General features: G+C 73.7%; 22 protein-coding genes. 10 read left to right on the top strand and 12 right to left on the bottom strand.

Going from position 1 to position 23,010, the window contains the following annotated elements; all coding sequences use genetic code 11:
• Positions 1–185: 185 nt before the first annotated feature.
• Both ACIQMJ_RS09985 and ACIQMJ_RS09980 read left to right on the top strand, forming a co-directional pair.
• On the top strand, positions 186–1,592 hold the full coding sequence (locus ACIQMJ_RS09985; protein WP_499760577.1) for a cellulase family glycosylhydrolase: 1,407 nt from the start codon (positions 186–188) through the stop codon (positions 1,590–1,592).
• Positions 1,593–1,758: 166 nt separating this feature from the next.
• Complete coding sequence (locus ACIQMJ_RS09980; RefSeq protein ID WP_499760576.1) at positions 1,759–2,430, top strand: hypothetical protein; 672 nt, start codon at positions 1,759–1,761, stop codon at positions 2,428–2,430.
• A 7-nt stretch (positions 2,431–2,437) separates the two neighbouring features.
• On the opposite strand, the gene ACIQMJ_RS09975 is transcribed toward ACIQMJ_RS09980, so the two are convergent.
• The 4 genes from ACIQMJ_RS09975 to ACIQMJ_RS09960 all read right to left on the bottom strand — a co-directional run bounded on the left by ACIQMJ_RS09975 (position 2,438) and on the right by ACIQMJ_RS09960 (position 6,915).
• Entirely contained in the window at positions 2,438–2,740 is a 303-nt protein-coding gene (locus ACIQMJ_RS09975) for an Rdx family protein (RefSeq protein ID WP_499760575.1), read from the bottom strand.
• A 105-nt stretch (positions 2,741–2,845) separates the two neighbouring features.
• Positions 2,846–3,016, bottom strand: a complete 171-nt coding sequence (locus tag ACIQMJ_RS09970) for a hypothetical protein (protein ID WP_499760574.1) — start codon at positions 3,014–3,016, stop codon at positions 2,846–2,848.
• 747 nt (positions 3,017–3,763) lie between these two features.
• Positions 3,764–4,081 (bottom strand): hypothetical protein, encoded by a 318-nt coding sequence (locus tag ACIQMJ_RS09965; RefSeq protein WP_499760573.1) that lies wholly within the window; start codon positions 4,079–4,081, stop codon positions 3,764–3,766.
• A 56-nt stretch (positions 4,082–4,137) separates the two neighbouring features.
• On the bottom strand, positions 4,138–6,915 hold the full coding sequence (locus tag ACIQMJ_RS09960) for an ATP-binding protein (RefSeq protein WP_499760572.1): 2,778 nt from the start codon (positions 6,913–6,915) through the stop codon (positions 4,138–4,140).
• 96 nt (positions 6,916–7,011) lie between these two features.
• Between ACIQMJ_RS09960 and ACIQMJ_RS09955 the strand changes: the two genes are divergently transcribed.
• Both ACIQMJ_RS09955 and mmuM read left to right on the top strand, forming a co-directional pair.
• Positions 7,012–7,611 carry a phosphoribosylanthranilate isomerase gene (locus ACIQMJ_RS09955; protein ID WP_499760571.1) on the top strand — a complete coding sequence of 200 codons (600 nt, stop codon included), beginning with the start codon at positions 7,012–7,014 and terminating at the stop codon, positions 7,609–7,611.
• A 19-nt stretch (positions 7,612–7,630) separates the two neighbouring features.
• Positions 7,631–8,536, top strand: a complete 906-nt coding sequence (mmuM, locus tag ACIQMJ_RS09950) for a homocysteine S-methyltransferase (RefSeq protein ID WP_499760570.1) — start codon at positions 7,631–7,633, stop codon at positions 8,534–8,536.
• Positions 8,537–8,554: 18 nt separating this feature from the next.
• Here the strand turns inward: mmuM and ACIQMJ_RS09945 are convergent, their stop codons facing one another.
• The 3 genes from ACIQMJ_RS09945 to ACIQMJ_RS09935 are packed head-to-tail and all read right to left on the bottom strand — an operon-like array spanning position 8,555 to position 11,580.
• On the bottom strand, positions 8,555–9,322 hold the full coding sequence (locus tag ACIQMJ_RS09945) for an SDR family oxidoreductase (protein ID WP_499760569.1): 768 nt from the start codon (positions 9,320–9,322) through the stop codon (positions 8,555–8,557).
• Between the two features lie 38 nt (positions 9,323–9,360).
• On the bottom strand, positions 9,361–10,818 hold the full coding sequence (locus ACIQMJ_RS09940) for a PP2C family protein-serine/threonine phosphatase (protein ID WP_499760568.1): 1,458 nt from the start codon (positions 10,816–10,818) through the stop codon (positions 9,361–9,363).
• 6 nt (positions 10,819–10,824) lie between these two features.
• Complete coding sequence (locus tag ACIQMJ_RS09935; protein WP_499760567.1) at positions 10,825–11,580, bottom strand: GAF domain-containing protein; 756 nt, start codon at positions 11,578–11,580, stop codon at positions 10,825–10,827.
• 187 nt (positions 11,581–11,767) lie between these two features.
• Here ACIQMJ_RS09935 and ACIQMJ_RS09930 point away from each other — a divergent pair, with 187 nt between their 5' ends.
• From ACIQMJ_RS09930 to ACIQMJ_RS09910, 5 genes are all read left to right on the top strand, one after another.
• Positions 11,768–12,427 (top strand): TetR/AcrR family transcriptional regulator, encoded by a 660-nt coding sequence (locus ACIQMJ_RS09930; protein WP_499760566.1) that lies wholly within the window; start codon positions 11,768–11,770, stop codon positions 12,425–12,427.
• A 225-nt stretch (positions 12,428–12,652) separates the two neighbouring features.
• Positions 12,653–13,867, top strand: coding sequence for a cytochrome P450 (locus ACIQMJ_RS09925; RefSeq protein WP_499760565.1), 1,215 nt, complete (start codon positions 12,653–12,655; stop codon positions 13,865–13,867).
• Positions 13,868–13,899: 32 nt separating this feature from the next.
• Complete coding sequence (locus ACIQMJ_RS09920) at positions 13,900–14,100, top strand: ferredoxin (protein WP_499760564.1); 201 nt, start codon at positions 13,900–13,902, stop codon at positions 14,098–14,100.
• Positions 14,097–15,290, top strand: a complete 1,194-nt coding sequence (locus tag ACIQMJ_RS09915; protein WP_499760563.1) for an NAD(P)/FAD-dependent oxidoreductase — start codon at positions 14,097–14,099, stop codon at positions 15,288–15,290. The genes ACIQMJ_RS09920 and ACIQMJ_RS09915 overlap by 4 nt, the downstream gene beginning before the upstream one ends.
• Entirely contained in the window at positions 15,287–16,483 is a 1,197-nt protein-coding gene (locus ACIQMJ_RS09910; RefSeq protein ID WP_499760562.1) for a cytochrome P450, read from the top strand. Before ACIQMJ_RS09915 ends, ACIQMJ_RS09910 begins: the two co-directional genes overlap by 4 nt.
• A gap of 7 nt (positions 16,484–16,490) precedes the next feature.
• Here ACIQMJ_RS09910 and ACIQMJ_RS09905 read toward each other — a convergent pair whose 3' ends face one another.
• The 5 genes from ACIQMJ_RS09905 to ACIQMJ_RS09885 all read right to left on the bottom strand — a co-directional run bounded on the left by ACIQMJ_RS09905 (position 16,491) and on the right by ACIQMJ_RS09885 (position 21,401).
• Positions 16,491–17,150 carry a hypothetical protein gene (locus tag ACIQMJ_RS09905; protein ID WP_499760561.1) on the bottom strand — a complete coding sequence of 220 codons (660 nt, stop codon included), beginning with the start codon at positions 17,148–17,150 and terminating at the stop codon, positions 16,491–16,493.
• A gap of 104 nt (positions 17,151–17,254) precedes the next feature.
• A complete protein-coding gene (locus ACIQMJ_RS09900) occupies positions 17,255–18,094 on the bottom strand; it encodes a poly(ethylene terephthalate) hydrolase family protein (protein WP_499760560.1) in 840 nt (279 codons plus the stop codon).
• 147 nt (positions 18,095–18,241) lie between these two features.
• A complete protein-coding gene (locus ACIQMJ_RS09895) occupies positions 18,242–19,312 on the bottom strand; it encodes a zinc-dependent alcohol dehydrogenase (protein WP_499760559.1) in 1,071 nt (356 codons plus the stop codon).
• Positions 19,300–20,628, bottom strand: a complete 1,329-nt coding sequence (locus ACIQMJ_RS09890) for an MGH1-like glycoside hydrolase domain-containing protein (protein WP_499760558.1) — start codon at positions 20,626–20,628, stop codon at positions 19,300–19,302. Before ACIQMJ_RS09890 ends, ACIQMJ_RS09895 begins: the two co-directional genes overlap by 13 nt.
• Before the next feature lie 5 nt (positions 20,629–20,633).
• A complete protein-coding gene (locus ACIQMJ_RS09885; RefSeq protein ID WP_499760557.1) occupies positions 20,634–21,401 on the bottom strand; it encodes a sugar phosphate isomerase/epimerase family protein in 768 nt (255 codons plus the stop codon).
• A gap of 207 nt (positions 21,402–21,608) precedes the next feature.
• Between ACIQMJ_RS09885 and ACIQMJ_RS09880 the strand changes: the two genes are divergently transcribed.
• On the top strand, positions 21,609–23,000 hold the full coding sequence (locus ACIQMJ_RS09880; protein WP_499760556.1) for an ABC transporter substrate-binding protein: 1,392 nt from the start codon (positions 21,609–21,611) through the stop codon (positions 22,998–23,000).
• Positions 23,001–23,010 lie beyond the last annotated feature (10 nt).

The following is a 23,010-nucleotide window of genomic DNA, read 5'->3' as shown; positions in this document are numbered from 1 at the left end:
AAGCCCTCGCGCGAGCCGCCCGGAGGCGTGGCGCGGCACCGTGACCGGGCCCTGGGTGGATACGGAACGTCACCGCGCTGTGTCACTGTGCGAGACGAGCTCTGTACTTGTCCGCACTAAGCGGTGTACGTTCCCGACGGGTCTGGGAGCGCTCCCAGACATCAGTCGAGATGAGGAGGGGCTCAGTGAAGCGCTCCACCGCAGTGCTTGCGGCTTGCGCGGTGGCCCTCGGTTCCGCGGCGACGATGTTGCCGAACGCCGTGGCCGCCGCCCAGGGCTGCAAGGTTGACTACACCGTCACCAGCCAGTGGTCGGGCGGGTTCCAGGCCGGCGTCAAGGTCACCAACCTCGGTGACGCGATCACCGGGTGGACGCTCGGCGTCACCTTCCCGACCACCTCGCAGCGGGTGACGCAGGGTTGGAACGCCACGTGGACCCAGTCGGGCTCCACCGCGACCGCCACCAACGTGGACTGGAACCGGACGCTGGGCACCGGCGGGTCCACGGACCTCGGGTTCGTCGGCTCGTACTCGGGCAGCAACCCGACGCCCACGTCGTTCACGCTCAACGGCGTGCTCTGCACTGGTTCCACCACGTCGACCAGCACGACTTCGACGACCACGACGACCACCACCACGAACCCGCCGGTCGGCCGCAACCCGGTCGAGATCAACGGCCAGTTGCGGGTGTGCGGCGTCAACCTGTGCAACCAGTACAACCGCCCGATCCAGCTGCGCGGCATGAGCACGCACGGCATCCAGTGGTTCGACAAGTGCTACAACAACAACTCGTTGGACGCGCTGGCGAACGACTGGAAGTCCGACCTGCTGCGCATCGCGATGTACGTGCAGGAACAGGGCTACGAGACCAACCCGTCCGGGTTCACCAACCGCGTCAACAGCCTGGTCGACATGGCCGAGGCGCGCGGCATGTACGCGATGATCGACTTCCACATCCTCACGCCCGGTGACCCGAACTACAACATCGACCGGGCGAAGACGTTCTTCGCGTCCGTGGCGCAGCGCAACGCGAACAAGAAGAACGTGATCTACGAGATCGCCAACGAGCCGAACGGCGTGAGCTGGGCGTCGATCAAGAGCTACGCCGAGCAGGTCATCCCGGTGATCCGCGCGGCCGACCCGGACGCCGTGGTCATCGTCGGCACGCGGGCGTGGTCGTCTCTGGGCGTGTCGGAGGGTTCGAACGAGACCGAGGTCATCAACAACCCGGTCAACGCCACGAACATCATGTACGCGTTCCACTTCTACGCCGCGTCCCACAAGGACAACTACCGCGCCACGGTCAGCCGGGCGGCCTCGCGGCTGCCGCTGTTCGTGACCGAGTTCGGCACGGTGCTGGCCACGGGTGGCGGCACGTACGACCGGGCGAGCACGGTCGCCTGGCTGGACCTGCTGGACCAGCTCAAGATCGGTTACGCGAACTGGACGTACTCGGACGCGAACGAGAGCAGCGCCGCGTTGCGCCCGGGCACGTGCAACGGTGGCGACTACTCGAGCAGCGGTGTGCTGACCGAGTCGGGTGCGCTGCTCAAGAGCCGGATCAGCACCGCGGACAACTTCCCGACCAGCTGATCTCCGCTCCACTCCGGGACGGGGTCCCGCGCCGACGCGCGCGGGGCCCCGTTTCTCGTTGGTCGCTCGATCGGGTGACCAGTGGGACGAAGGGCCCGGAATTGTCGGTGCCCGTCACTAACTTGCCGATCGGGGACGAGAACCACCGATCAAGGGGGAGCGAGTCGTGGCGACGGAGTTCATCACCAAGAACGGGCGAGTCATACCGATCAACGGCCGCAGGAAGAGCGGGGGAGCCGTGGTGGCGGCCGGGGTGCTGGTGCTGGGCCTGGTCGGCGCCGGGGGCGCGGCCGGCGGGGGAGGGGTGCTCGGGTCGAGCGCGGGCGGTTCGGCGGGGTCGTCGAGCGTGACCGCGCGCAAGCTGGACGGGCAGAAGGCGGCGAAGCGGGGTGATCGCGACGGCGCGTGGCAGCGGATGGGGATGCGGAGGCTGAACGACGCGGTGCGGCGGCAGGTGGAGTGCCTGTCGGCGTCGCACGGTGAGGTCAGGGAGTTCTTCGCGCACACACCCTGCGCGTCGCTGGACCGGATGGTGATCGCGGTCGGGGACGGTGCGGGCAACAACGCGGTCGTGTCGGTGGCGTGGGTGGGTTTCCGCACCAGCCGGGACCTGCGCGCGTTCAAGCGGATCGAGGACCGCCACGGCAGCGGCGACATCCACCCGCTCGGCGCGCCGTTGCTGGGGATGGCCGACATCGCGTTCAGCGGCCACTACTACGGGACCGACGTGGACGGCACCACGATCACGATCGCCGAGGCGGAAACCGCAGCCGGCCACGTCGACCCCGAGACGTTGGACGCCTTGGCCGAGGTCGCCGCCTACTTACCCCGCCCCTGAGCGGCGTTCAGCCCGCCGAGGGCGTGCGGTGCCGGTCGGAGTGCCCGAGGTCGCGATCGGGCGCGATCCGGTCGCGCACGAGCTGCTTCAGGTCGGCGAGCTCGGGGAACCCGCCCTGCTCCTTGCGCGACCAGAGCGTCTCGCCGCCGAGGCGGACGTCGAACACACCACCCGTTCCGGGCACGAGCGCCACCTCGCCCAACTCGGTGGCGAACGTGGTCAACAGCTCCTGCGCCGTCCACCCGGCACGCAGCAACCACCGGCACTGCGTGCAGTACTCGATCTCCAAGCGGGGCTCTCTCGCGGTCACGCGACCAGTATCGCGAGCGGGACGGCGTTCCGGCGACTCCGGTGGCCGCCATCACGGACGCGCTCCTGAGACCGCGCGGCCGGCAGGCCGAGGCTGGCGCAGCCGTCAGGAAGGGAGGTGGCGAGGGCGTTGACCCAGGACCGCGGCGAGTGGTTCGCGCGGGGTGCAGCGGGTGAAGGCGAAGTCGGTGGCCTCCGCCTCGTCCGGGCTGACGCCGGCGAAGCAGCGTTCGAAGTCGTCGACCAACGGCTCCGCGAGGAGGATGTTGCGCACCAACGTGGAGACCCACGCCCGTCGGCCTCACGGGTACGGGTCGAAGAGGGCCTCGATCGGGCCAGCACGTGGCGGATGGCGCTGTCGTCGCCGCCCCACGCGTCCGCGTCCAGGCGGGCCTCCTTCGTGACCACCTGCGCGATGCGGCGCAGGTATCCGCACTCCGGTCGCGTGTGGACCAAGCCCTGCAAGCCGATGTCCTTACGCCCGATCAGCCGGTCGAGCGGCGCGAAACCGTTCTCGTCGATCTCGAACGGCCGGTCGTCGGGTTCGACGTGGCGGTAGTTCAGCGGCACCCGCACCGAGTTCAAGCCCGACGACGCCAGGTAAGGGGCGTCATCCGGGGCCGAAGAAGACGTCCAGGAGCGGTCGAAGAAGCGCCGGCCACAACCGGCAGTCCGAGCGCCTGCCGGTCTACCCGCTGGGCGACGGAGGCTGCTCGCGGTGGTCGCCCTGATGGCCGCGGGCTGGGACGGGGGACCGGCGGAGCCCGGGTTCCCGGCGGACGGCTGGACGGTGCGCCACGAGGGTGTGCTCCGGTCGCCGTGAAGTGGTGGAGCGCGGTCAGGCCGCGGTGCGGGGTTCGGCGGTGGTGGCGTGGTGTGCGGTGAGGCAGGGGAGGGGGCGCGGGGCCGGTGTCAGCCCCCAGGTGTGACACCGGCCCCCTCCGGCGGCGGCGTGTGGGATGCGCCGCGCCGGGCATGGTGGCGGTGAGCGTTGGGCACGCGGCCCGGTCACCGCCGGGATGGTTCAGGCGAGCCCTGCGGATTCGAGTGCGATCGTGCGGTCCAGGGGCACGGTGGCGGCTTCGACGATCCGCTCGAAGGTCACGCCGGCCCGGTCGAAGACCCCTTCCAACACGGAGACGTCGGCCGCGGTGAAGACGCCGAAGTAGCTGTCGTCACCCGGCACGGCGAGGCAGCACCTCATCGTGACCGGCGGCGCGCACGAGTCGGCGGCGGCGCGCACGGCGGTCATCGCGGCGGCGACCTCGCGCGGGTTCGCCGCGTGCAGGTAGCACTCGACCAGGAACAGCCTGGTGGGCTGCCGGCCTCCGGTAGCGGTCATGCCACCACCCTGCCCCCACCGGACGGCCGACGAATCGGGGAGCGACCCCACAGTTGCTACTCGCGCAGGAAGGCCAGCCGGGCCAGCTCACGGCGCGTGCGCACGCCCGTCTTGCGGTAGATGCGCGTCAGGTGCGCCTCGACGGTCTTCTCCGTCACGTACGCCGCGCCCGCCACCTCGCGGTTGCTCAGCCCGGCCGCCACCAGCCGCGCGATCCGCAGTTCCGTGGCGGTCAGCTCGTGCTCGTCACCGCGCCGCAGCCCGAGCCGGGCCAGCTCCGCGTCGACCTCCGCCACCCACGACGGCGCGCCCAGCCGGTCGAACGCCCGCCGTGCCGCCAGCAACGCCTCCCGCGCCGCGAGCTTCGTCCGACGACGCCGCGCCACCCGCCCGCGCACCAAATCGGTGCGGGCCCGCTCGAACGGCATCGGCAGCCGGTCCAACGCCTCGCTCGCCGCCGCCAACGCCTCCTCCGCCCCCTCCGGGTCGGCCCACGCCATCCGCACCAGCGCCCGGGCTCGGGCCGCGACCACCGTGAGCCACGGTCGGGGCGCGCGGTCGCGCCGCTCCTCCAGCTCCGCCAAGAGCCGGGTCGCCTCGGCGTGCTCGCCCAGCTCCACCGCCGCCTCGACGAGGTCCCCGTACAGCGTGCTGATCGGGAAGTCGGCCATGCCGACCTCCGCGCACAGCGCCACCGCCGCCGCCAGGTGCTCGCGCGCCGCACCCGGATCGTGCCGGGACAGCTCCACGAACCCGAGCACGGCCCGCTGGTGCACCGCGACCCACGGATCACCCAGCTCCGCGGCGACCTCCAGCCCCCGCGACGCCGCGGCGTGCGCCTCCTCCCACCGGCCGCGGTGCGCGTCCACCAGCGCACGGGTGTAGAGCGCGTAGGCGAACCACGGCCGCTGCCCGGTCTGCTCCGCCGCCTCCACGGCCTCGTTCGCCCGCAGCCCGGCCCGCGCCCAGTCACCGAGCCACACGTCCAGCTCGGCCAGGTGGACCAGCTCGTGCACGGCCACCGCCTCGTCCTCGCGCGCTGCCTCCTCCCGGTGCGCCGCCTCGATCGACGTCCGCGCCCGCACCGGGTCCAGGTACTTCGACAGCACGCGCAGGGTGCTGCGGGCCATCCGCGCCTCACGCGTCTGGTTGGTCGGCGACACCAGGGCCGCGCCGCGCTCGACGTCGTCGGACGACAGCCCGGCGCCGGCCAGCAGCCGGTAGTACGCGCCGCAGATCAGGACGCACGCCACCAGGTCGGGAGGCACGTCGTCCTCGTGACCCGCGATCGCCTCGCGCGCCTGCTCGGTGTTGCGGCACCGCAGCCGGGTGTCGTGCTGGCAGAACAACGACCGCCGCAGGAACGCGGTCGCCCGCAGCACGGGATCGTCACCGACGTGCGCCAACGCCCGGTCGGTCAGCGCCGTCGCCTCGACCGGGCCGTCCTCGAAGAACACCACGGTCGCCAGGTCGAGCAGCACCGCCGCGCGCTCCGGGCCCGCCGGCACGTCCTCGACGTCGAACGCGTCCACGAGCTTGCGCGCGCCCGAGGCGTCACCGGCGAGGTACCGGCACAGCACGGACGACGCCAGCGACACCGCCCGGCCCCGCGGGTCCGGCGCGTGGGCGGCGGCCAGCTCCCACAGCCGGGCGGCGGCGTCGGGCGCGTTGCGGGCCTGGGCGCTGCGGGCGGCCTCGCCCAGCGCGTCGGCGACCGCGGCGTGCGGGCCGTCGGTGCTCAACGCGAGGTGCAGGGCGCGGGTCTCCGGGTCGTCCACCACCTCGGCCAGCCTGCGGTGCACGCGCCGGCGCCTGCTGCCGGACGCGGCGGCCAGCACGGTGGAGCTGAGCAGCGGGTGGGTGAACCGGATCGCGCCCGACACGATCTCGATCACGCCGTGGTCCTCGGCGTCGACCAGGGCGTCCTCGACCCGCCCCGGGTCGCGCGACGCCCGGCGCACCAGGTCCACGGTCGGGTGCGACAGCGCCGCCGCGCACAGCAGCGCGTCCCGGCTGTGGTCGGGCAGCGCGGCCAGCCGGTCGGCGAGCAGCTCCTCGATCGCCCGGGTGGTCGGCAGCGGCACGCCGAACGCGCCCGGCGCGCCCGGCTCGGGCAGCGCGCGGGCGATCTCCAAGGCGTAGAACGGGTTGCCGCCGCTGGCCTGCTGGAGTCGGATCAACGTCGGCCGCGGCAGCGGCGTGCCGAGGTGGGCGCGGACCAGCCGGTGCAGCGCGCCGATGCTCAGCCCCGCCGGCCGCAGGTGCGCCAGGTCGTCCCGCCCGGCCAGCCCGAGCGGCACGTCCCCGTCGGCCGAGCGGACCGTGACGACCACGGCCACGCGCTCGTCGGCCAGCCGCCGCGCCACGTACTCCAGGACGGCGGCGGTCGACTCGTCCAGCCACTGCGCGTCGTCCACGGCCAGCACCACCGGCGTGGTCGCGGCCATCGCCCGCACCACGTTGAGCACGGCCACCCGCACCGCCCGCGGGTCGCCCGGCCCGTCCTCGGCGTCACGGCGCAGCAGCGCCACGTCCAGCGCGGTGCGCTGCGGGCCCGGCAGCCGGGCGATCAGCTCGTCGCCCACGCGCTCGACCAGGTCGATCAGGCCGCCGTAGGACAGCCGCGCCTCCGGTTGCGCGGGACGGCACGACAGCACGGCGTACCCGCGCCGCTCCGCGTCCCGCAGCACGTGCTCCCACAACGCGGTCTTGCCGATGCCCGCCTCACCGGACACGACCAGGCACGCGGTGCCCGTCCGCGCCCGGTCGAGCACCCCGGCCGCCACCGCGACCTCGGGCTCCCGCCCGACCAGCTCCCGACCGGCCTGCCGCACGCGCGCGCCACCTCCCCCGCCGCGTGGAGCGCAGCGCCGCACCCCACTGTCACGGCTCGATCCGATCACGGGAAGCCCGGCGCTAGGGTCTGCGACATGTACGTGAAGTTGTGCGGACTGCGGACCCCCGCCGACGTCGCCGCCGCCGTGGACGCGGGCGCCGACGCGGTCGGTTTCGTGCTCAGCGCGAGCGTGCGCCAGGTCGACGTGGACACCGCGCGGCGGCTGGTCGGCGACGTGCCGCCGCACGTGCTGTCCATCGGCGTGTTCAGCGGCGTGGCGGCGGCGGACGTGCGGCGGCTGGCCGAGGAGACCGGCATCGGCGCGGTCCAGCTGCACGGCGACTACCCGCGGGCCGCGTTCGACGAGGTGGCGGCGGCGGGCGTGCCGCTGGTGCGGGCGGTCTCGCTCAAGGCGGACACCGACGTGCGGGTCGGCGCGTACGGCGAGCAGATGCTGCTGCTCGACTCGCCGCAGGCCGGCTCGGGGCACCGGTGGGACCTCGCCGCCCTCGACGGGGCGCGGCCCGAGGGGCGGTGGCTGCTCGCGGGCGGACTGGGCGTGGACAACGTGGCCGAGGCGGTCACGCGCGCCCGGCCGTGGGGCGTGGACGTGTCCAGCGGCATCGAGGCGAGCCGGGGCGTCAAGGACCACGGCATGATGCGGGAGTTCGTCGCCGCCGCGCGGGCCGCCTGACCGACGTAGAGTCGCGGGCGTGTCCGGGGAACGGCTGTCCGACGTGCTGGACCGGCGCGTCGTGGTGCTGGACGGCGGCCTGTCGACGGCGCTCACGGCTGCCGGGCACGACCTGTCCGACGCGCTGTGGTCGGCCCGGCTGCTGCTGACCGACCCGGACGCGATCACAGCGGCCCACCTGGCCTACTACCGGGCCGGGGCGGAGGTCGCGATCACGTCCAGCTACCAGGCCACGTTCGAGGGCTTCGCCCGGCGCGGGCTCGACGCCGGGGAGACGGCCGGGCTGCTGCGCGGCAGCGTGGCGCTGGCCCGGCGTGCGGCGGCCGAGGTGGACGGGCCGCGGTGGGTGGCGGCGTCGGTCGGCCCCTACGGCGCGATGCTCGCCGACGGCTCGGAGTACCGCGGGCGGTACGGGCTGCCGCCGAACGCGCTGGAGTCGTTCCACCGGCCCCGGATCGAGGTGCTGGCGGAGGCGGGCGCGGACGTGCTCGCGGTCGAGACGATCCCGGACGTCGAGGAAGCGGAGGCCGTGCTGCGGGTGGTCGCCGGGTCGGGCGTGCCGCTGTGGCTGTCCTACAGCGCGCGGGGCACGCGCACGTGCGCCGGCCAGCCGTTGAGCGAGGCGTTCGAGGTCGTGCGCGGAGTGCGCGAGGTGGTCGCGGTGGGCGTGAACTGCTGCGACCCGGACGACGTGGACGAGGCCGTGTCGATCGCCCGGCGGGTGACCGGCAAACCCGTCGTGGTGTACCCGAACAGCGGCGAGGACTGGGACGCGGGCGCTCGGAGCTGGACCGGTGCGCCGGCGTTCGAGCCCGGGCGCGTGGCCGGTTGGGTCGCGGGTGGCGCGCGGTTGGTCGGCGGTTGCTGCCAGGTCGGGCCGGGGATGATCGCGGAGCTGGCGGCAGCGGTCGGGCCCGACCGGTGAGGGTTCGGCGGGGTGTGGTCAGCCCCGGCCGATGAACGGCATGGTGGTCGCCATGACCGTCAGGAACTGCACGTTGGCGGTCAGGGGCAGCCCGGCCATGTAGCGGACCGCGTCGGCGACGTGCGCGACGTCCATGGTCGGCTCGGCGGCGACCGTGCCGTCGGCCTGGCGGACGCCCTCGCTCATGCGCTCGGTCAGCGCGGTCGCGGCGTTGCCGATGTCGATCTGGCCGCAGGCGATGCCGTAGCGGCGGCCCTCCAGCGAGATCGACTTCGTCAGCCCGGTGATGGCGTGCTTGCCGGCGTTGTAGGCGACGGCGTCCGGCCGCGGGGCGTGGGCGGAGACCGAGCCGTTGTTGATGATCCGACCACCTCGCGGGTCCTGCTCGCGCATCACCCGGAACGCGGCGCGGGCGCACAGGAACGCGCCGGTCAGGTTCGTGTCGATGACCGTCGACCACTGGGCGAGGGCGAAGTCCTCCAGCGGTGTCGCGGGGACGTTCACGCCCGCGTTGTTGAACAGCACGTCGACCCGTCCCCAGCGCTCGCGCACGGTGTCGAACAGCGCGTCCACGGACTGCTCAGAGGTGACGTCGGTGGGGACGACCAGGACCTTCCCGGCGGGGGCCCACTCGGCCGCCTCGGTCAGCTTGTCCGCGCGGCGTCCGGCGAACGCGACCCGGTGGCCCGCGTCGAGCAGCGCGCGGGCGACCACGCGCCCGATGCCCGAACCCGCGCCCGTCACGACGGAAACCGGGGCCGCGTCGAGGGGGTGATCCGGTTGCACGACGACAGCCTAGCCGGCCGCGCCGGGGGATCACCGGGTCAGGGGAGCATCGTGCGCGGGGTGGTCCAGCGGGCCAGCACGACGCCCGCGTCATCGCGCAGCACACCGCCCTGGTGGGCGAGCACGGCCCGGATGAGCCGCCGGGCGGTTTCCGGCGGCGGGTTGCCCGCGGCTGCTTCGCGGAGCAGGAAGTCCGCCAGCCCCGTGTCGCCGAAGGACTCGCCGCGGTCGTTGCGGGCAGCGGTGATGCCGTCGGTGCTCAGGACGAGCCAGTCGTCGGGCTCCAGGACCTCTTCGGCGACGGTGTGGCCGGCGGTGCCCGTGCCCAACGGCGGCGCGAGGGCCGAGTCGAGCGCCTTGACGACCTGGCCGTCACGCAGGATCAGCGGCGCGGGGTGGCCCGCGTTGAGGTAGCGCAGCCGGCCGCTGACCAGGTCCACCTCCGCGAGGACCGCCGTGGCGGACGCGCCGCGGCCGAACTGGCCGGCGATCGTCTCGTCGATGGTGCGCGCCTGCCCGAGCAGGTCCCGACCCGCGCGGCGGGCGTGGCGGTGCGCGGCGAGGGCGGTGGCGGCGACCAGACCGCTGCGCAGGTCGTTCCCGGCCGCGTCCAGCACGATCAGGGTGGCGGTGGTCTCGGACAGCGCGTAGTCGAAGGCGTCACCGCTGACGCCGTGGCGCGGCTCGACCACGCCGGTCACCACGAAGTTGTCCACGCCCGCGGTGAGCGGCGGCAGCATCGACCGGATCAGCTCGCCGGTGACCGTGCGCGGCGCGGGCAGGCGCACGAGGTCCACCGCGTCGCCGTACCGGGTCAGCAGCGTCACCAGGTGCCCGAGCAGCATCGACAACCACCGGCACTGCGCGCGCAGGCCGGGGTCGTGCAGGTCGGTGACGTCCTCCACCCGCACCTCCAGCACGCCCAACCGCTCCGCGCCGTCCAGCAGCGGCACCCACAGGCGCGGGTGGTCGCCGGTGGGCGCCGGGAGGATCCGCACCTCCCGGAACGCCTGCCCGGCCGGCGTGCCGTCCACGCTCAGCGGCGGACCGTCGGACGCGCCGTCGGCCGACCACGGGCGCAGGTGGCGTTCCTCGTAGTCCACCAGGTACATCGCCAAGTGCACGTCCAGCGCCCGGCCGGCGGCCTCGACCAGCACGCGCAGGCGGTCGGGCGGGGCGAGTTCCGCCCCTTCGAGCAGTTCCACGAGCGCGGTCAGCGACCGGCCGCGCGGCCTGGTCTCCCGGGTGGGCCGGCTGTACCCGGCGCGCCGGGGCGGCCTCAGCTCGTCCAGCCGCTCGTTGATCGCGTGGGCGAGGATGTCGCGTTGCAGCGGCGGAAGGCCGCTCAGCCCGTGCACGTACGCGTCGATGTCGATCATCCCGGCGTCGCCGCCGAGGGCGAAGTAGCGGATCCACAGTTCGTCGGTGCTGAGCTCGGCGTGCCCGAGGGCGGCGGCGATGCTGTTCTGCTGCTGTTCGGCGCGGTGGTCGGTCATGGCGTTTCAGAGGGGTCGGTCGACGGTTGATCGCACGAGGTCCTCGGCGGCTGCCCGCAGCGTGGTGCCGCGGCGTTGCGCCAGGTCGGTCAACGCCAGGAACGCGGAGCGCTCGTCGGCGCCGTCGCGCGCGATGATGATGCCCTTGGCCAACGCGATCACTTCCCGTCCCTGGAGGGCGTCCTTGAGGCGGTCGCTGACGTGGCGGGCGTCCTCGGCGGTGCGCGCGTTGGCCAGCAGCACGGCCGCCTGCGTGGCGAAGTTCTCCAGCAGCCGCTCCTCCCGCTCGCCGAAGACGTCGGGTTCGGACGCGTAGACCTTCATCGCGCCCAACGCCTCCGCGCCGGCCACCACGGGGGTGCTGAGCGCGGAGCGCAGGCTCGTCCCGCGCACGGACTCGACCCACTGGGGCCAGCGGTCCTCGCGGTGCACGTCGTCGACCCGCACCACGGCGCGTTGTTCCCACGCGGTCAGGCACGGTCCTTGGCCCAGGTCGTACTGGAGTTCGTCGGCGCGCGCCACGACGTCGTCGGTGGCGGCGGCGGTGACCCGGCGTCCGTCGCGGTCGGCGAGCGTGAGGCCGGCGCCGACCGCGCCCGGGAACACCTCCTTGGCGGTGGAGGTGATCAGCAGGAGCGCGGTGTTCACGGCCTCGGCGGACAGCAGCAGGCCGGAGGCGCGGACGAACACACCGGCGAGCTCACCGGCCGGTTCACCGGTCGGCCCGTCGGGCGGCTCGTCGCGTGCCGATCCCGATGTCATGCGCACCACCTCCGTCCGCCACAAGCCGGGGTGACGCGAGTCGGTCCGGCGTGAGTCGGCCCCCATCGTCGCGGCATACCCGGTTGGTGCGGGGTTCTAACCCGTCCGGGTGTCGTGGGTGGGATCGAGTGCGGCTCGGCGGGGGTGGTCGCGGGTCCGTTGTGGTGGGGAGGAGTGGCGGTACGGTGTGGACGTGGTGGCGGAGGTCGGGAGGATTCCCAGGGCGGAGCAGGTCGGGACGACGCGGCAGCAGATCCTGACGACGGCGGAGCGGTTGTTCGCCGAGCAGGGGTTGTACGCGGTGTCCAATCGGCAGATCAGCGCGGCTGCCGGTCAGGGGAACAACACGGCGGTCGGTTACCACTTCGGGGCGAAGGCGGATCTCGTCCGGGCGATCATGCGGCGGCACACGGCGCGCATCGAGGCGTTGCGGCAGGACGCGGTGGCGGCGGTGGACGGGTCGCGGGAGGTGCGGGACTGGGTGTCGTGCCTGGTGCGGCCGGTGACCACGCACCTGGCGTCGCTGGGTGACCCGACCTGGTTCGCGCGGTTCAGCGCGCAGGTCATGACCGACCCCGCGTTCCGCGTGATCATGGCGGAGGAGGCGTTGGCCGAGGCGTCGTTGCGGCACGTGGTGGACACCCTCTTCGAGCTGCTGCCCGACATGCCCGCCGACGTGCGGGAGGACCGCGCGGCGATGGTCCGCCACCTGATCGTGCACGTGTGCGCCGAGCGGGAGCGGGCGGTGGCCGAGGGTGCGGTGACGCCGAGGGCGACCTGGGACGAGGCGGCGACGGGCCTGGTCGACGCGATCACGGGTCTGTGGACGGCTCCGTGCACGGCGTAGTGGCCGGCGCGGAGACCGCGATCAGCGCGATCAGCACCACGATGCCGTAGCCCTCGGGACCGGCGCCGAGCGACGACGTGCGCGGCTCTCCGATGAAGTCCGTCCTCGCGTTCCACCTCCAGTGGCGTGGTTCCGGTCGGCGGTCACGTCACTACGTTGCGTTGCGGTCCGATCGCCGGCAGTCTTAAGTCAGTCGATTGACTCAAGCCTGAGGAGGCGGTTGCGGTGGCGCTCGGAGACACCGACGAAGTGGTGGACTACCCGATCCCGAGTCCGGCCGCGCTGGAGCCGCCCGCCGAGTGGGCGCAGCTGCGGCGGGGTTGCCCGGTCGCGCACGTGCGGCTGCCCAGCGGTGACGCGGCGACGTTGCTGACCCGCTACGACGACGTCAAGCAGGTGCTGTCCGACCCGCGGTTCACCCGCAGCCTCGACGCGCCCGACGCGGCCCGCATCGCGGCGAACGAGTCGGGCGGCGTGTTCAACAGCGGGTTGGGCAAGGCCATGCCGGAGGAGTACCACCAGCAGTGGCGGCGCATGGTCGGCAAGTGGTTCACCGCCAAGCGGATGACCGCGCTGCGGCCGGGCATCGAGGCGATGGCCGAACGGCTGGTCGACGAGATGGTGGCGGGCGGCGCGCCCGCGGACCTCAAGGCGGCGCTGGGCTTCCCGCTGCCGGTGTGGGTCATCTGCGACATGCTGGGCGTGCCGGAGAGCGACCGGGACAAGTTCGCCTACTGGTCGAACACGCTGCTCAGCCTCACCCGCTACACCCAGGTCGAGATCGACGCCGCACAGGCCGAGTTCGCCGCCTACATGAGCGCCCACATCGAGGCGACCAGGAAGAACCCGGGCGAGGACCTGATCAGCGAGCTGATCGCCGCGGCGGCGGGCGCCGGGCACGTCATGCCGGACGAGGCGCTGCTGGCCACCGCGCAGGGCCTGCTGGTCGCCGGGCACGAGACCACGGCCAACATGATCGGCAAGATGGTCGGGATGCTGCTGGCGGACCGGACCCGGTGGGAGGCGCTGCTGGCCGACCCGTCGCTGGTGCGCACGGCGGTGGAGGAGGCGTTGCGGGCGGACGCGAACCCCGGGTTCGGCATCCCGCGCTACATCACCGAGGACGCCGAGGTCGCCGGCACGGTGATCCCGCGCGGCACGACCGTGGTGTGCAACCTGGCCGCGGCCAACCGCGACGAGGACGCCTTCGCCGACGCCGCCGAGCTCGACCTGGCCCGCACCCCGAACACGCACCTGGCGTTCGGCGCGGGCGCGCACTCGTGCCTGGGGCAGTCGCTGGCCCGCACCGAGCTCCAGGCCGTGCTGGACGTGCTGCTGCGCCGCCTGCCGACGTTGGACCTGGCCGTGCCCGCGGCCGAGCTGGAGCGCGTGGACGGCCTGGTGGTCGGCGGGCTCCGGGAACTGCCCGTCCGCTGGTGACGGACCTACCGACGAGTGAAGGAGTGCGACAGATGAAGGTCTCCGTGGACGAGGACAAGTGCTGCGGGGCGGGCTCGTGCGTGCTGGCCGCGCCCGACGTGTTCGACCAGCGCGACGAGGACGGCGTGGTGGTGCTGCTCGACCCCGAACCCGCCGAGTACCTGCACGCCGCGGTCCGCGAGGCCGCCGACGTGTGCCCGGCGGCGGCGATCACGCTGGGGAACCGCGCGTGACCGCGGTCTCCGACGTCCTCGTCGTCGGAGCCTCGGCCGCCGGCCTGGCCACCGCCGAGGCGTTGCGCCGCAAGGGTTTCACCGGTGGGCTGACCCTGCTGGGCGACGAGGGGCACCCGCCCTACGACCGGCCGCCGCTGTCCAAGCAGGTGCTCGCGGGCACGTGGGAGCCCGAGCGCGCCCGGCTGCGCGGCCAGGCCGTGCTCGACGAGCTGGGCGCGACGTTCGCGCTCGGCGACCCGGCGGTGTCGCTGGACCCGGTCACGCGCGCGGTCCGCACGGCCTCGGGCGGGGTGCTGCGGGCGGACGCGGTGGTCGTGGCCACCGGCGTCCGCCCGAGGACCCTGCCGGACCAGGTCGGTCTGGCCGGCGTGCACGTGCTGCGCACCCTGGGTGACGCGGTCGCGTTGCGGGCCGACCTGCTCACCGCCGGCAGGCTCGTGGTGGTGGGTGACGGCGTGCTCGGCGCGGAGGTCGCCGCCACGGCCCGCGGCCTCGGACTGGACGTCACGCTCGCCGGGCCGCAGCCCGCGCCGCTGGCCGCCCAACTGGGTCCGTTCGCGGCCGGGCTGCTCGCCGAGCTGCACGCCGGGCACGGCGTCCGGCTGCGCCTCAACACCGCCGTGCTCGGGCTGACCTGGCAGGCCGGTCGCGTCACGGGCGTGCGGCTGGACGACGGCGACGTGCTGCCGGCCGACGTGGTCGTGGTCGCCCTGGGCTCGATCCCCAACACCGAGTGGCTGCGCGACAGCGGCCTGGCGGTCGACAACGGCGTGGTGTGCGACGCGGGGTGCCGTGCCGCGCCCGGCGTCTACGCCGTCGGCGACGTGGCGCGGTGGCGGCACGAGGGCCTGGGCGCGTTGCTGCGCCTGGAGAACCGGACCAACGCCACCGAGCAGGCCGGTGTCGTGGCCGACAACATCCTGGGCGCGGACCGGTCCTACGCGCCCGTGCCGTACTTCTGGACCGACCAGTTCGACGCCAAGGTCCAGGTCTTCGGCGTGCTGCCACCCGGTGCGGAGGTGTCGGTGGAGGACGGTGACGTCACCGCGCGGCGCTTCGTCGCGCTCTACCGGCACGGCGGCGAACCCGTCGGCGTCCTCGGCTGGAACATGCCCAAACAAGCACGTCAACTCCGGCAGCGCCTGCTCGGCCAGGCCCCGGCCCCCGTCCCGGGAGGACGACGATGACCAGCGCCACCGAACCCGTCGGGTTCCCCCTGCCCCGGGCGGCGGGGTGCCCGCTCGACCCGCCGCCCGCGCTGCGGGACCTCCAGCGGGACGCGCCGCTCACCCGCGTCCGGCTGTGGGACGGCAGCACGCCGTGGCTGGTCACCCGGTACGCCGACCAGCGCGCGGTGCTCGCCGACCGCCGGGTCAGCGCCGACATGACCCGCCCGGACTACCCGCGCCAGGCGCCCGGGAACGCGAGCCTGAGCTTCATCGGCATGGACGACCCCGAGCACGCGCGGCTGCGGCGGATGGTCGGGGCGGCGTTCGCGGTGAAGAACGTCGCCGCGATGCGGCCCGCCTTGCAGAAGATCGTGGACGACGCGCTGGACGCCCTGGGCGCCGGGCCGAACCCGGTCGACCTGGTCGAGGCGTTCGCGCTGCCCGTGCCGTCACTGGTGATCTGCGACCTGCTCGACGTGCCCTACGCCGACCACGACTTCTTCCAGCACAACAGCCGGACGCTGATCAACCGGGGCTCGACGCCGGAGCAGTGCGCCGCCGCGTCCGGCGAACTGGCCGCCTACCTCGGCCGCCTGGTCGAGGCGAAGCTGGAGCGGCCGGGCGACGACCTGCTGTCCCGGCTCGGCGAGCGGATCGCGGCAGGCGAGCTGACCGTGCGCGAGGCCACCGAGATGGCGGTGCTGCTGCTGATCGCGGGGCACGAGACGACGGCAAACATGATCGCGCTGAGCACCGTCGCGCTGCTGCGCCACCCCGACCAGCTCGCCTTGCTGCGCGACCGGGACGACCCGGCCGTCGCCGCCAACGCGGTGGAGGAGCTGCTGCGCTACCTCACCATCACGCACAGCGGACGCCGCCGCGTGGCGCTGGAGGACATCGAGGTCGCCGGGCAGGTGGTCCGCGCCGGTGAGGGCCTGGTGCTGCCCAACGACGTCGCCAACCGCGACCCCGAGGCGTTCCCCGACCCCGACCGGCTCGACCTGACCCGCCGGGCGCGCCACCACGTGGCGTTCGGCTTCGGCGTGCACCAGTGCCTCGGCCAGCCCCTGGCCCGGCTGGAGCTGGAGGTCGTCTACCGCACCCTGTACCGGCGGCTGCCGACCCTGCGCCTGGCCGTGGACTTCGACGAGCTCCCGTTCAAGCACGACGGGTTCGTCTACGGCGTCTACGAGCTGCCCGTGGCGTGGTGACCCGGCGTCACGAGGTCCAGGTGACCGGCGACTTCTCGTAGCCCTCCGCCTTGTCGAAGGTCGCGCCCGCGACGGCCCCGCCCTCGCGGGCGCCCTGGAGCACGCACGTCTCGTACTTCGCGCCCGCAGTGGTGAAGTCCTTCTTGGCCGACTCCGACTCGCACTGCGCGGTGTCGCCGCTGATGATCACGCCGGTGCCCTTGCCGTCGGGGCCGACCGCGCGCAGGCTCACCGAGCTGTACGACAGGTCGGTGCCGCCGACGTTCTCCACGGTCACCCGGATGTAGAACGGCGTGATGCCCTTGGCCTTCTCGCCGAAGGCGGCGAGGTCGGCGTTGTCGCCCTTCTCGATCGCGGTGACGGTGATGGCGATGGTGCCGTTCTTGTCGGTGCCGTACTTGAACGGCACCACCGCGCGTTCGCCGACCTTGAGCTTCGCGCCGGGAGCGGTGACGTCACCCGCAGGGGCGTCCTTCGCGGTGGTCTTGGTCGAGCTCTTCGGCGCGGCGCTGGAGGTGGTCTCCGCCGGCGCCTCGGACGTCGCCTCGGTGGTGGCGGCGGGCGCGGCGGTGCCCGTGGTCGCGTCACCGCAGGCGGACAGCAGGAGCGCGAGCGCGCCCGCGGACGCGGCGACCAGCGTGCGGTTGACGTGCGTGAACGACAGCATGGCCGGCACCGTAGCCGGGAACGGGCCGGCGCACTGTGGTCCGTTCACACCACAGCCGGCTGTGCCGCTCGCCACGGTGGGCGGCACAGCCGGCCGGGCCCGGATCAGCTCAGGTTCTTCTGCATCACGTCCCACTCGGTGGCGCACAGGCCGCAGTTCGGGCCGACGAACTGCGCCTTGGCGGCCTGGTCGCCCTTGAGGTGCCACTTCAGCCAGTGCCCGCCGACCCGGCCGAACTCGCCGCCGTTGGGCTGGTCGTACGTGCCGAAGTGACCGACGTCGAGGTTGCCCATGAACGCGGGCAGCCCGGCGGGCAGCCGCCGCCAGTCGTCCATCGCGTTCTCGTAGGCGATGTCGGTCGGCCCGCCGATGAAGTACGCGATCGGCACGCGCAGCCGCTGCAGCAGGTAGTTCTGCGAGTCGTTGAGCAGGCCGCTGTTCCACAGCACGACGGTGGTCAGCCGCGGGTCGGACGCGACCTCGTAGGTCTCGATGCCGCCGCACGACTGGCCCATGACGGCGATCTTCGTGGTGTCGATCCGGCCGTAGTACTTGCTGGTGCGGCGCGAGTTCTCGGCGATGGCCCAGTCGATGGAGTCGGTGAGCATCGACGAGTCGGTGGAGCCGCTGCCGCCCGGCCGGCCGTTGGCGATGACGAGGAAGCCGTGCGAGGCCCACTCGGTGAGGATGTTCTCGAACCACGTCCCGTCCGCCCGGCACGCGCCGTTGCCCCAGGCCACGATGGGCAGCTTGACGCCGGTCGGCAGGGTGTTGGGCCGGTAGATGGTGTGGTTGGTCAACCGCAGGGTGGTCTCGTAGCCGGCGGAGTAGGGTCCCGATCCGCCCAGGACCGAGGGTGGCGCGCCGGCCGCCGTGCCGGTGGGCGTCGCGGTCAGCACGCCGGCCAGGGCGAGGACGCTGAGAATCGCACTGCGCAATCGCATGGGTCTCTCCATCGGTGGCGTTGGTGGGAGTGGTGCGACGTAGTCCGGAATCTGGCGCACCGCACCCGCCCGCGGCCAGCGACGGGGCGGGGGACCGGCGAAACCGCCGACGTCCCCGCCGCCGACACCCGCGAGGGGTCGCGACCGCTACGCGTCGCCGTGCCGGTGGTCGTACCCACCCGGGTCGGCGAACCCCAGCACCACCTGCAACGCCTGGTCCGGGCGCGTGTCGAGCAGGTCGTAGGCCCAGGCGGCGTCGGTGAACGGCACGACGTGCGAGATTAGCGGTCGCAGCCGGAGGTGCCCGGCCACGGCCAGGTCGATGACGGTGGCGTTGAGCCGCGCGCGGTCCCAGCGGTGCGCGTGGCGCGGCGCGACGCCGGAGATCTGCGAGCACACCAGGTCGACCCGGTTGTGGTGGAACTCCTCGCCGAGGAACAGGCCGCGCGCCTCGCCCTGGTAGAAGCCACCGGTGACGACGCGCGCGTTGTAGGCCACCGTGCGCACGGCCTCGTGCAGCGCCATCGGGTTGCCGCTGACCTCCAGGGCGACGTCGGCGCCCCGGCCACCGGTCATCCGCCGGACCTGCTCGGCGACGCCGCCCTCCCGGGCGTCCAGCGTCACGTCCGCGCCGAGCCGCCCGGCCAGCTCCAGGCGGTCCTCGATGGCGTCGACGGCGACGACCCGCGCGCCGTTGCGCCGCGCGAGCTGGGCGACGATCTGCCCGAGCACGCCCAGGCCGAACACCACGGCGGTCTCGCCGACGTGCAGGTCGGCGTCCAGCACGACGTTGAGCGCGACCGCGCCGATGTGGCTGAAGATGCCGAGCACGGGGTCCGCCGCCGGGTCGAGCACCCGCGCCGCCGCGTAGTCCTGCTCGACCACGGTCGACGCGCGGTGGCCCCACACGCCCCACACGATTTGGCCGGGCCGCGCCGCGGTGACCCCGTCGCCGACCTCGACCACCTCGCCGACCTCCTCGTACCCGACCACCGCCGGGTAGGCCACCTCCGGTCGGCCCGGCGTGAACAGGCGCGTGGCGGCGTCCCAGGTCTTGACGACGTGCGCGTTGGTGCCGCGGTACTGGGTCAGCTCGGTGCCCGCCGAGATGCCGGAGAACAGCGTCCGCAGCCGCACGCCGGTCGCGTGCAGCGGCGGGTCGGGCTCCTCGGCGATCGACACGCGCCCCGGCGCGTCCAGCCGCACTACCGCTGCCACCGGTGTCCTCCCGGTTCCCGCGCGAGTACGTCGAGCAGGAGCGCCGCCGTCCAGCTGAAGTGGTCCGAGCCGAGCCCCTCGCCGGTCACCGGGTGGAAGTACTCCCGGAACCCGGCGTCGGCTACCAGGCACACGACGTCGTGGGCGAGCCGCTCGGCGTGGCCGGTCTCGCCGTGCGCCAGCAGTGCCCGCCACAGCAGCCAGGTGGTGTTCACCCACGTCGGCCCGCGCCAGTACCGGCGCAGGTCGGCGTCGGCCGCGGTCAGGTCGTAGCTGGGCACGCCGCGCACACCCGGAGCCGCGAACGACGGGCCGGTGAGCGTGTCCAGCACCGCCGGCCGGTGCCCGCCGGGAAGCAGCAGCGGTGCGAGGCCCGCGACCGTGCGCTTGGCCAGGGCGCGGCCGGTGCGCACGTCCAGCGCCACGTAGCAGCCCAGCGCCGGGTCGAACAGGCGCGTGTGCACCTGGTGCGTCAACTCGCGGGCTCGCTCGACGTGCCGGCCGGGGTCCGCGCCGACGCGGCGGGCGAGCACGGCCAGCGCCTGCTCCGACCAGGCCAGCACCGCGCAGAACAACGGGTCCACCGCGCAGAACGGCAGACCCGGCAGGTCGTCGTCGGCATACCCCCGGTCGCGGTAGGCGGCGACGATGGCCATGTACCGGGCGTAGTCGGCGTCCGTGGGCCGGTGCCCGGCGTCGGCGTGGCGCAGGTCGCGCCGCAGTCCCGTGATGCCGTCGGCCGGGCCGGGGTCGACCGCGCCGAGCGGTTCGTCCCACGCCGGGCTGTTGTCCAGGCCCGACTCCCACGGGTGCACGATGCCCACCAGTCCGGACGCGACGCGCCGCCGGTCGAACAGGTAGTCGTGGAAGCGGGCCAGCTTCGGGTACAGGTGGTGGACGGCCGCGTCGGTCGCGTCACCGGGGTGGCGTTCGGCGATGGTCAGCACGGCGGCGGCGTGCACTGGCGGCTGGACGAGTCCCGTGGTCGACACGCCCGGCGGCGGCCCGTGGCGGGGCAGTGGCCGCCAGAACGCCGGACCGGGGAAGTAGGCGTCCTCGGGCACGGCCGGGTTGAAGACGATCTGCGGCACGCGACCGTCGCCCCACTGCGCGTCGAGCAACGTCGTCAGCTCCGCGAACGCGCGCCGCGGGTCCAGGTGCGCCTGGCCGATGGCGATGAACGCCGAGTCCCAGCTCCACTGGTGCGGGTAGAGCGTGGTCGTCGGCACGGTGGCCGAGCCGCGCCAGTTCCGCCGCAGCGTCGCGGCGGCCCGGCGCCGCAGGTCGGCGGGATCCGGCCCGGTGTCGGGGCGCACCCGCGTCACCCGGCCCGTCGCAGCACGCGGACCGCTGCGGGCAGGCAGGACCCGGCCGGCCCGGACAGGCGGCACGCGACGCTCGCCCACCCCTCGTACCCGACGGCCGCGAGCGCCGCGAACAGCGCCGGCCAGTCGACGTGGCCCGCGCCGGGTTCGAGCCCGGTGGAGTCGGCCAGCTCGACGTGACCCAGCCACGGCCCGGCGGCCAGCAGCGCGCCGGCGGGGTCGGTCTCCTCGATGTTCATGTGGAACGTGCCCGCCGCCACCCGCGCGGCCGGCGACCCGATCTCGCGGCACAGCCGCGCCGCCTCGTCGAGCGTGTTCACGGGCCGGCCCTCGTAGCGGTTGACCGGCTGCACGCACAGCGCCACGCCTTCCCGCGCGGCCCGCTCGGCGAGGTGGCGCAGGCCGTCGGCGGTCGTGCCGCGGTCCGGTGTGGACGATCGCTGCCGCGGCACCCGGCGCGGGTCGGACATCGGCACCACGACGGTCCGCGCGCCCAGCGCCGCGATCGAGGCGACCTGCCGGACACCCGGCTCGGGGTCGCCGACCAGCGACAGCGCGTCCAGGACCACCGAGGGCAGCACGACACCGCGTTCCGCCGCACGCCGGAGCACGCCGAGTCTCGCCGCGAACGCCTCGCCGTCGCCCGCGCGCAGTTCGATGCCGTCGAACCCGGCCGACTGCGCGAACTCCCACTTCTGCTCGATCGAGGCGCCCGGGAGCAACCGCTCCCGACAGGCGATCTTCCACTGCGGCATGGTCGACATTAATCCCGTGATCAGTCAAAACGACAATGCGGCATCCCGATCCCGCGGCCTCGTGACCGGCGAAGTCCTTGCCCACGTGCCGATGCGGGTCCGAAGTCGCGTCCGGGTTGGCGGTTGTCACGGGACGAACCGGGGTGTTCAGTGACGCCACCGAACACCCGGCCCCGGCCCGCGCGAGCAAGCGCGGACCTCCGGAAGGGAGCAGCCATGACCCGACGAGGACTGCGTTCGCTCGCCGCCGCGGTGCCGGTCGCCCTGGCCCTGGCCGCCTGCGGCGGCGGTGATCCCGGTGCCGGCGCGGACGGGCCGCTGGTCTTCTGGACCATCGAGGACACCGCGGACCGCGTGCGCGCCCAGGAACGCCTGCTGGCGGCGTTCACCCAGCGCACCGGGGTCGAGACCGAGCTCGTCGCGGTCGCCGAGAACCAGCTCACGACCGTGCTCACCTCGGCCGCCGCGTCCGGCGAGCTGCCCGACGTGATCGGGTCGATCTCGTTGCCGATCATGAGCCAGTTGCGCACCGACGACCTGCTCGACACCGACGCGGCCCGGCAGGTCGTGGACGCCCTCGGCGTGGACACGTTCGCGCCGCAGTCGTTGGAGCTGACCCGCGAGGGGGACGCGCAGCTCGTCGTCCCCAGCGACGGCTGGGCCCAGCTCCTGTTCTACCGCAAGGACCTGTTCGCGCAGGCCGGGCTGCGGCCCCCGACCACGTACGACGCGATCCGGCAGGCCGCCGAACGGCTCGACCGGGGCGACGTCGCCGGCATCGCCGCGAGCACCACGCCCGCCGACGTGTTCACGCACCAGACGTTCGAGCACCTGGCGCTGGCCAACGGCTGCCGGCTCGTGGGCGACGACGGACAGGTGGCGTTGCACAGCCCCGAGTGCGTCGGCGCGTTCCGGTTCTACACCGACCTCGTGGCCCGGCACTCCCCGGCGGGCAACCAGGACGTCGACACCACCCGGGCCACCTACTTCGCGGGCCGCTCGGCGATGGTGGTGTGGTCGTCGTACCTGCTCGACGAGCTGGCCGGTCTGCGCGCCGACGCCCTGCCGACGTGCCCGCAGTGCCAGGGCGACCCGGCGTTCCTGGCGAAGAACACCGGTGTGGTCGCCGCGCTGAGCGGACCCGACGGCGGCGAACCGACCACGTTCGGCGAGACGGCGTCGTTCGCGGTGCTCAAGGACGCCGACACGGACAACGCGAAGAAGCTGGTCGAGTACCTGATGACCGACGGGTACCGGGACTGGCTCGCCATCGCGCCCGAGGGCAAGGTGCCGGTGCGCTCCGGCACCAAGGACAACCCGCAGGAGTACGCAGAGGCGTGGCGCGCGCTCGACGTCGGCGTGGACACCAAGGCGCCGCTGTCGCGGTTCTACGACGCGGAGACCCTGCGGGTCGTGCAGGACAGCCCGCGCAGCTTCAGCCGATGGGGCTTCGCGCAGGGCAAGGGCGAGCTCGCGGGCGCGGTCGCCGGGCAGCTCGTCGTGCCCAAGGCGCTGGCCGAGGTGGTCAACGGCGGTGGTGACGCGGAAGCCGCGGCGCGCAAGGCGAGCGAGCAGGCCGCCACCATCGCGCGGGAACTCGGCGAGTAGCGGGCACCGC

Origin of the sequence: Actinosynnema sp. NPDC091369, from assembly GCF_044757065.1 — a bacterium.
GTDB lineage: Bacteria > Actinomycetota > Actinomycetes > Mycobacteriales > Pseudonocardiaceae > Actinosynnema.
Note: the sequence above shows the minus strand (reverse complement) of the source record. Positions and strands in the feature narration are given on the sequence as shown.

Coding starts and splice junctions, on each gene's coding strand:
- ACIQMJ_RS09965 (WP_499760573.1), bottom strand. CDS start 4,081: ATGACCGCTACCGGAGGCCGGCAGCCCACCAGGCTGTTCCTGGTCGAG.
- ACIQMJ_RS09955 (WP_499760571.1), top strand. CDS start 7,012: ATGTACGTGAAGTTGTGCGGACTGCGGACCCCCGCCGACGTCGCCGCC.
- ACIQMJ_RS09940 (WP_499760568.1), bottom strand. CDS start 10,818: ATGACCGACCACCGCGCCGAACAGCAGCAGAACAGCATCGCCGCCGCC.
- ACIQMJ_RS09935 (WP_499760567.1), bottom strand. CDS start 11,580: ATGACATCGGGATCGGCACGCGACGAGCCGCCCGACGGGCCGACCGGT.
- ACIQMJ_RS09920 (WP_499760564.1), top strand. CDS start 13,900: ATGAAGGTCTCCGTGGACGAGGACAAGTGCTGCGGGGCGGGCTCGTGC.
- ACIQMJ_RS09910 (WP_499760562.1), top strand. CDS start 15,287: ATGACCAGCGCCACCGAACCCGTCGGGTTCCCCCTGCCCCGGGCGGCG.
- ACIQMJ_RS09905 (WP_499760561.1), bottom strand. CDS start 17,150: ATGCTGTCGTTCACGCACGTCAACCGCACGCTGGTCGCCGCGTCCGCG.
- ACIQMJ_RS09900 (WP_499760560.1), bottom strand. CDS start 18,094: ATGCGATTGCGCAGTGCGATTCTCAGCGTCCTCGCCCTGGCCGGCGTG.
- ACIQMJ_RS09885 (WP_499760557.1), bottom strand. CDS start 21,401: ATGTCGACCATGCCGCAGTGGAAGATCGCCTGTCGGGAGCGGTTGCTC.
- ACIQMJ_RS09880 (WP_499760556.1), top strand. CDS start 21,609: ATGACCCGACGAGGACTGCGTTCGCTCGCCGCCGCGGTGCCGGTCGCC.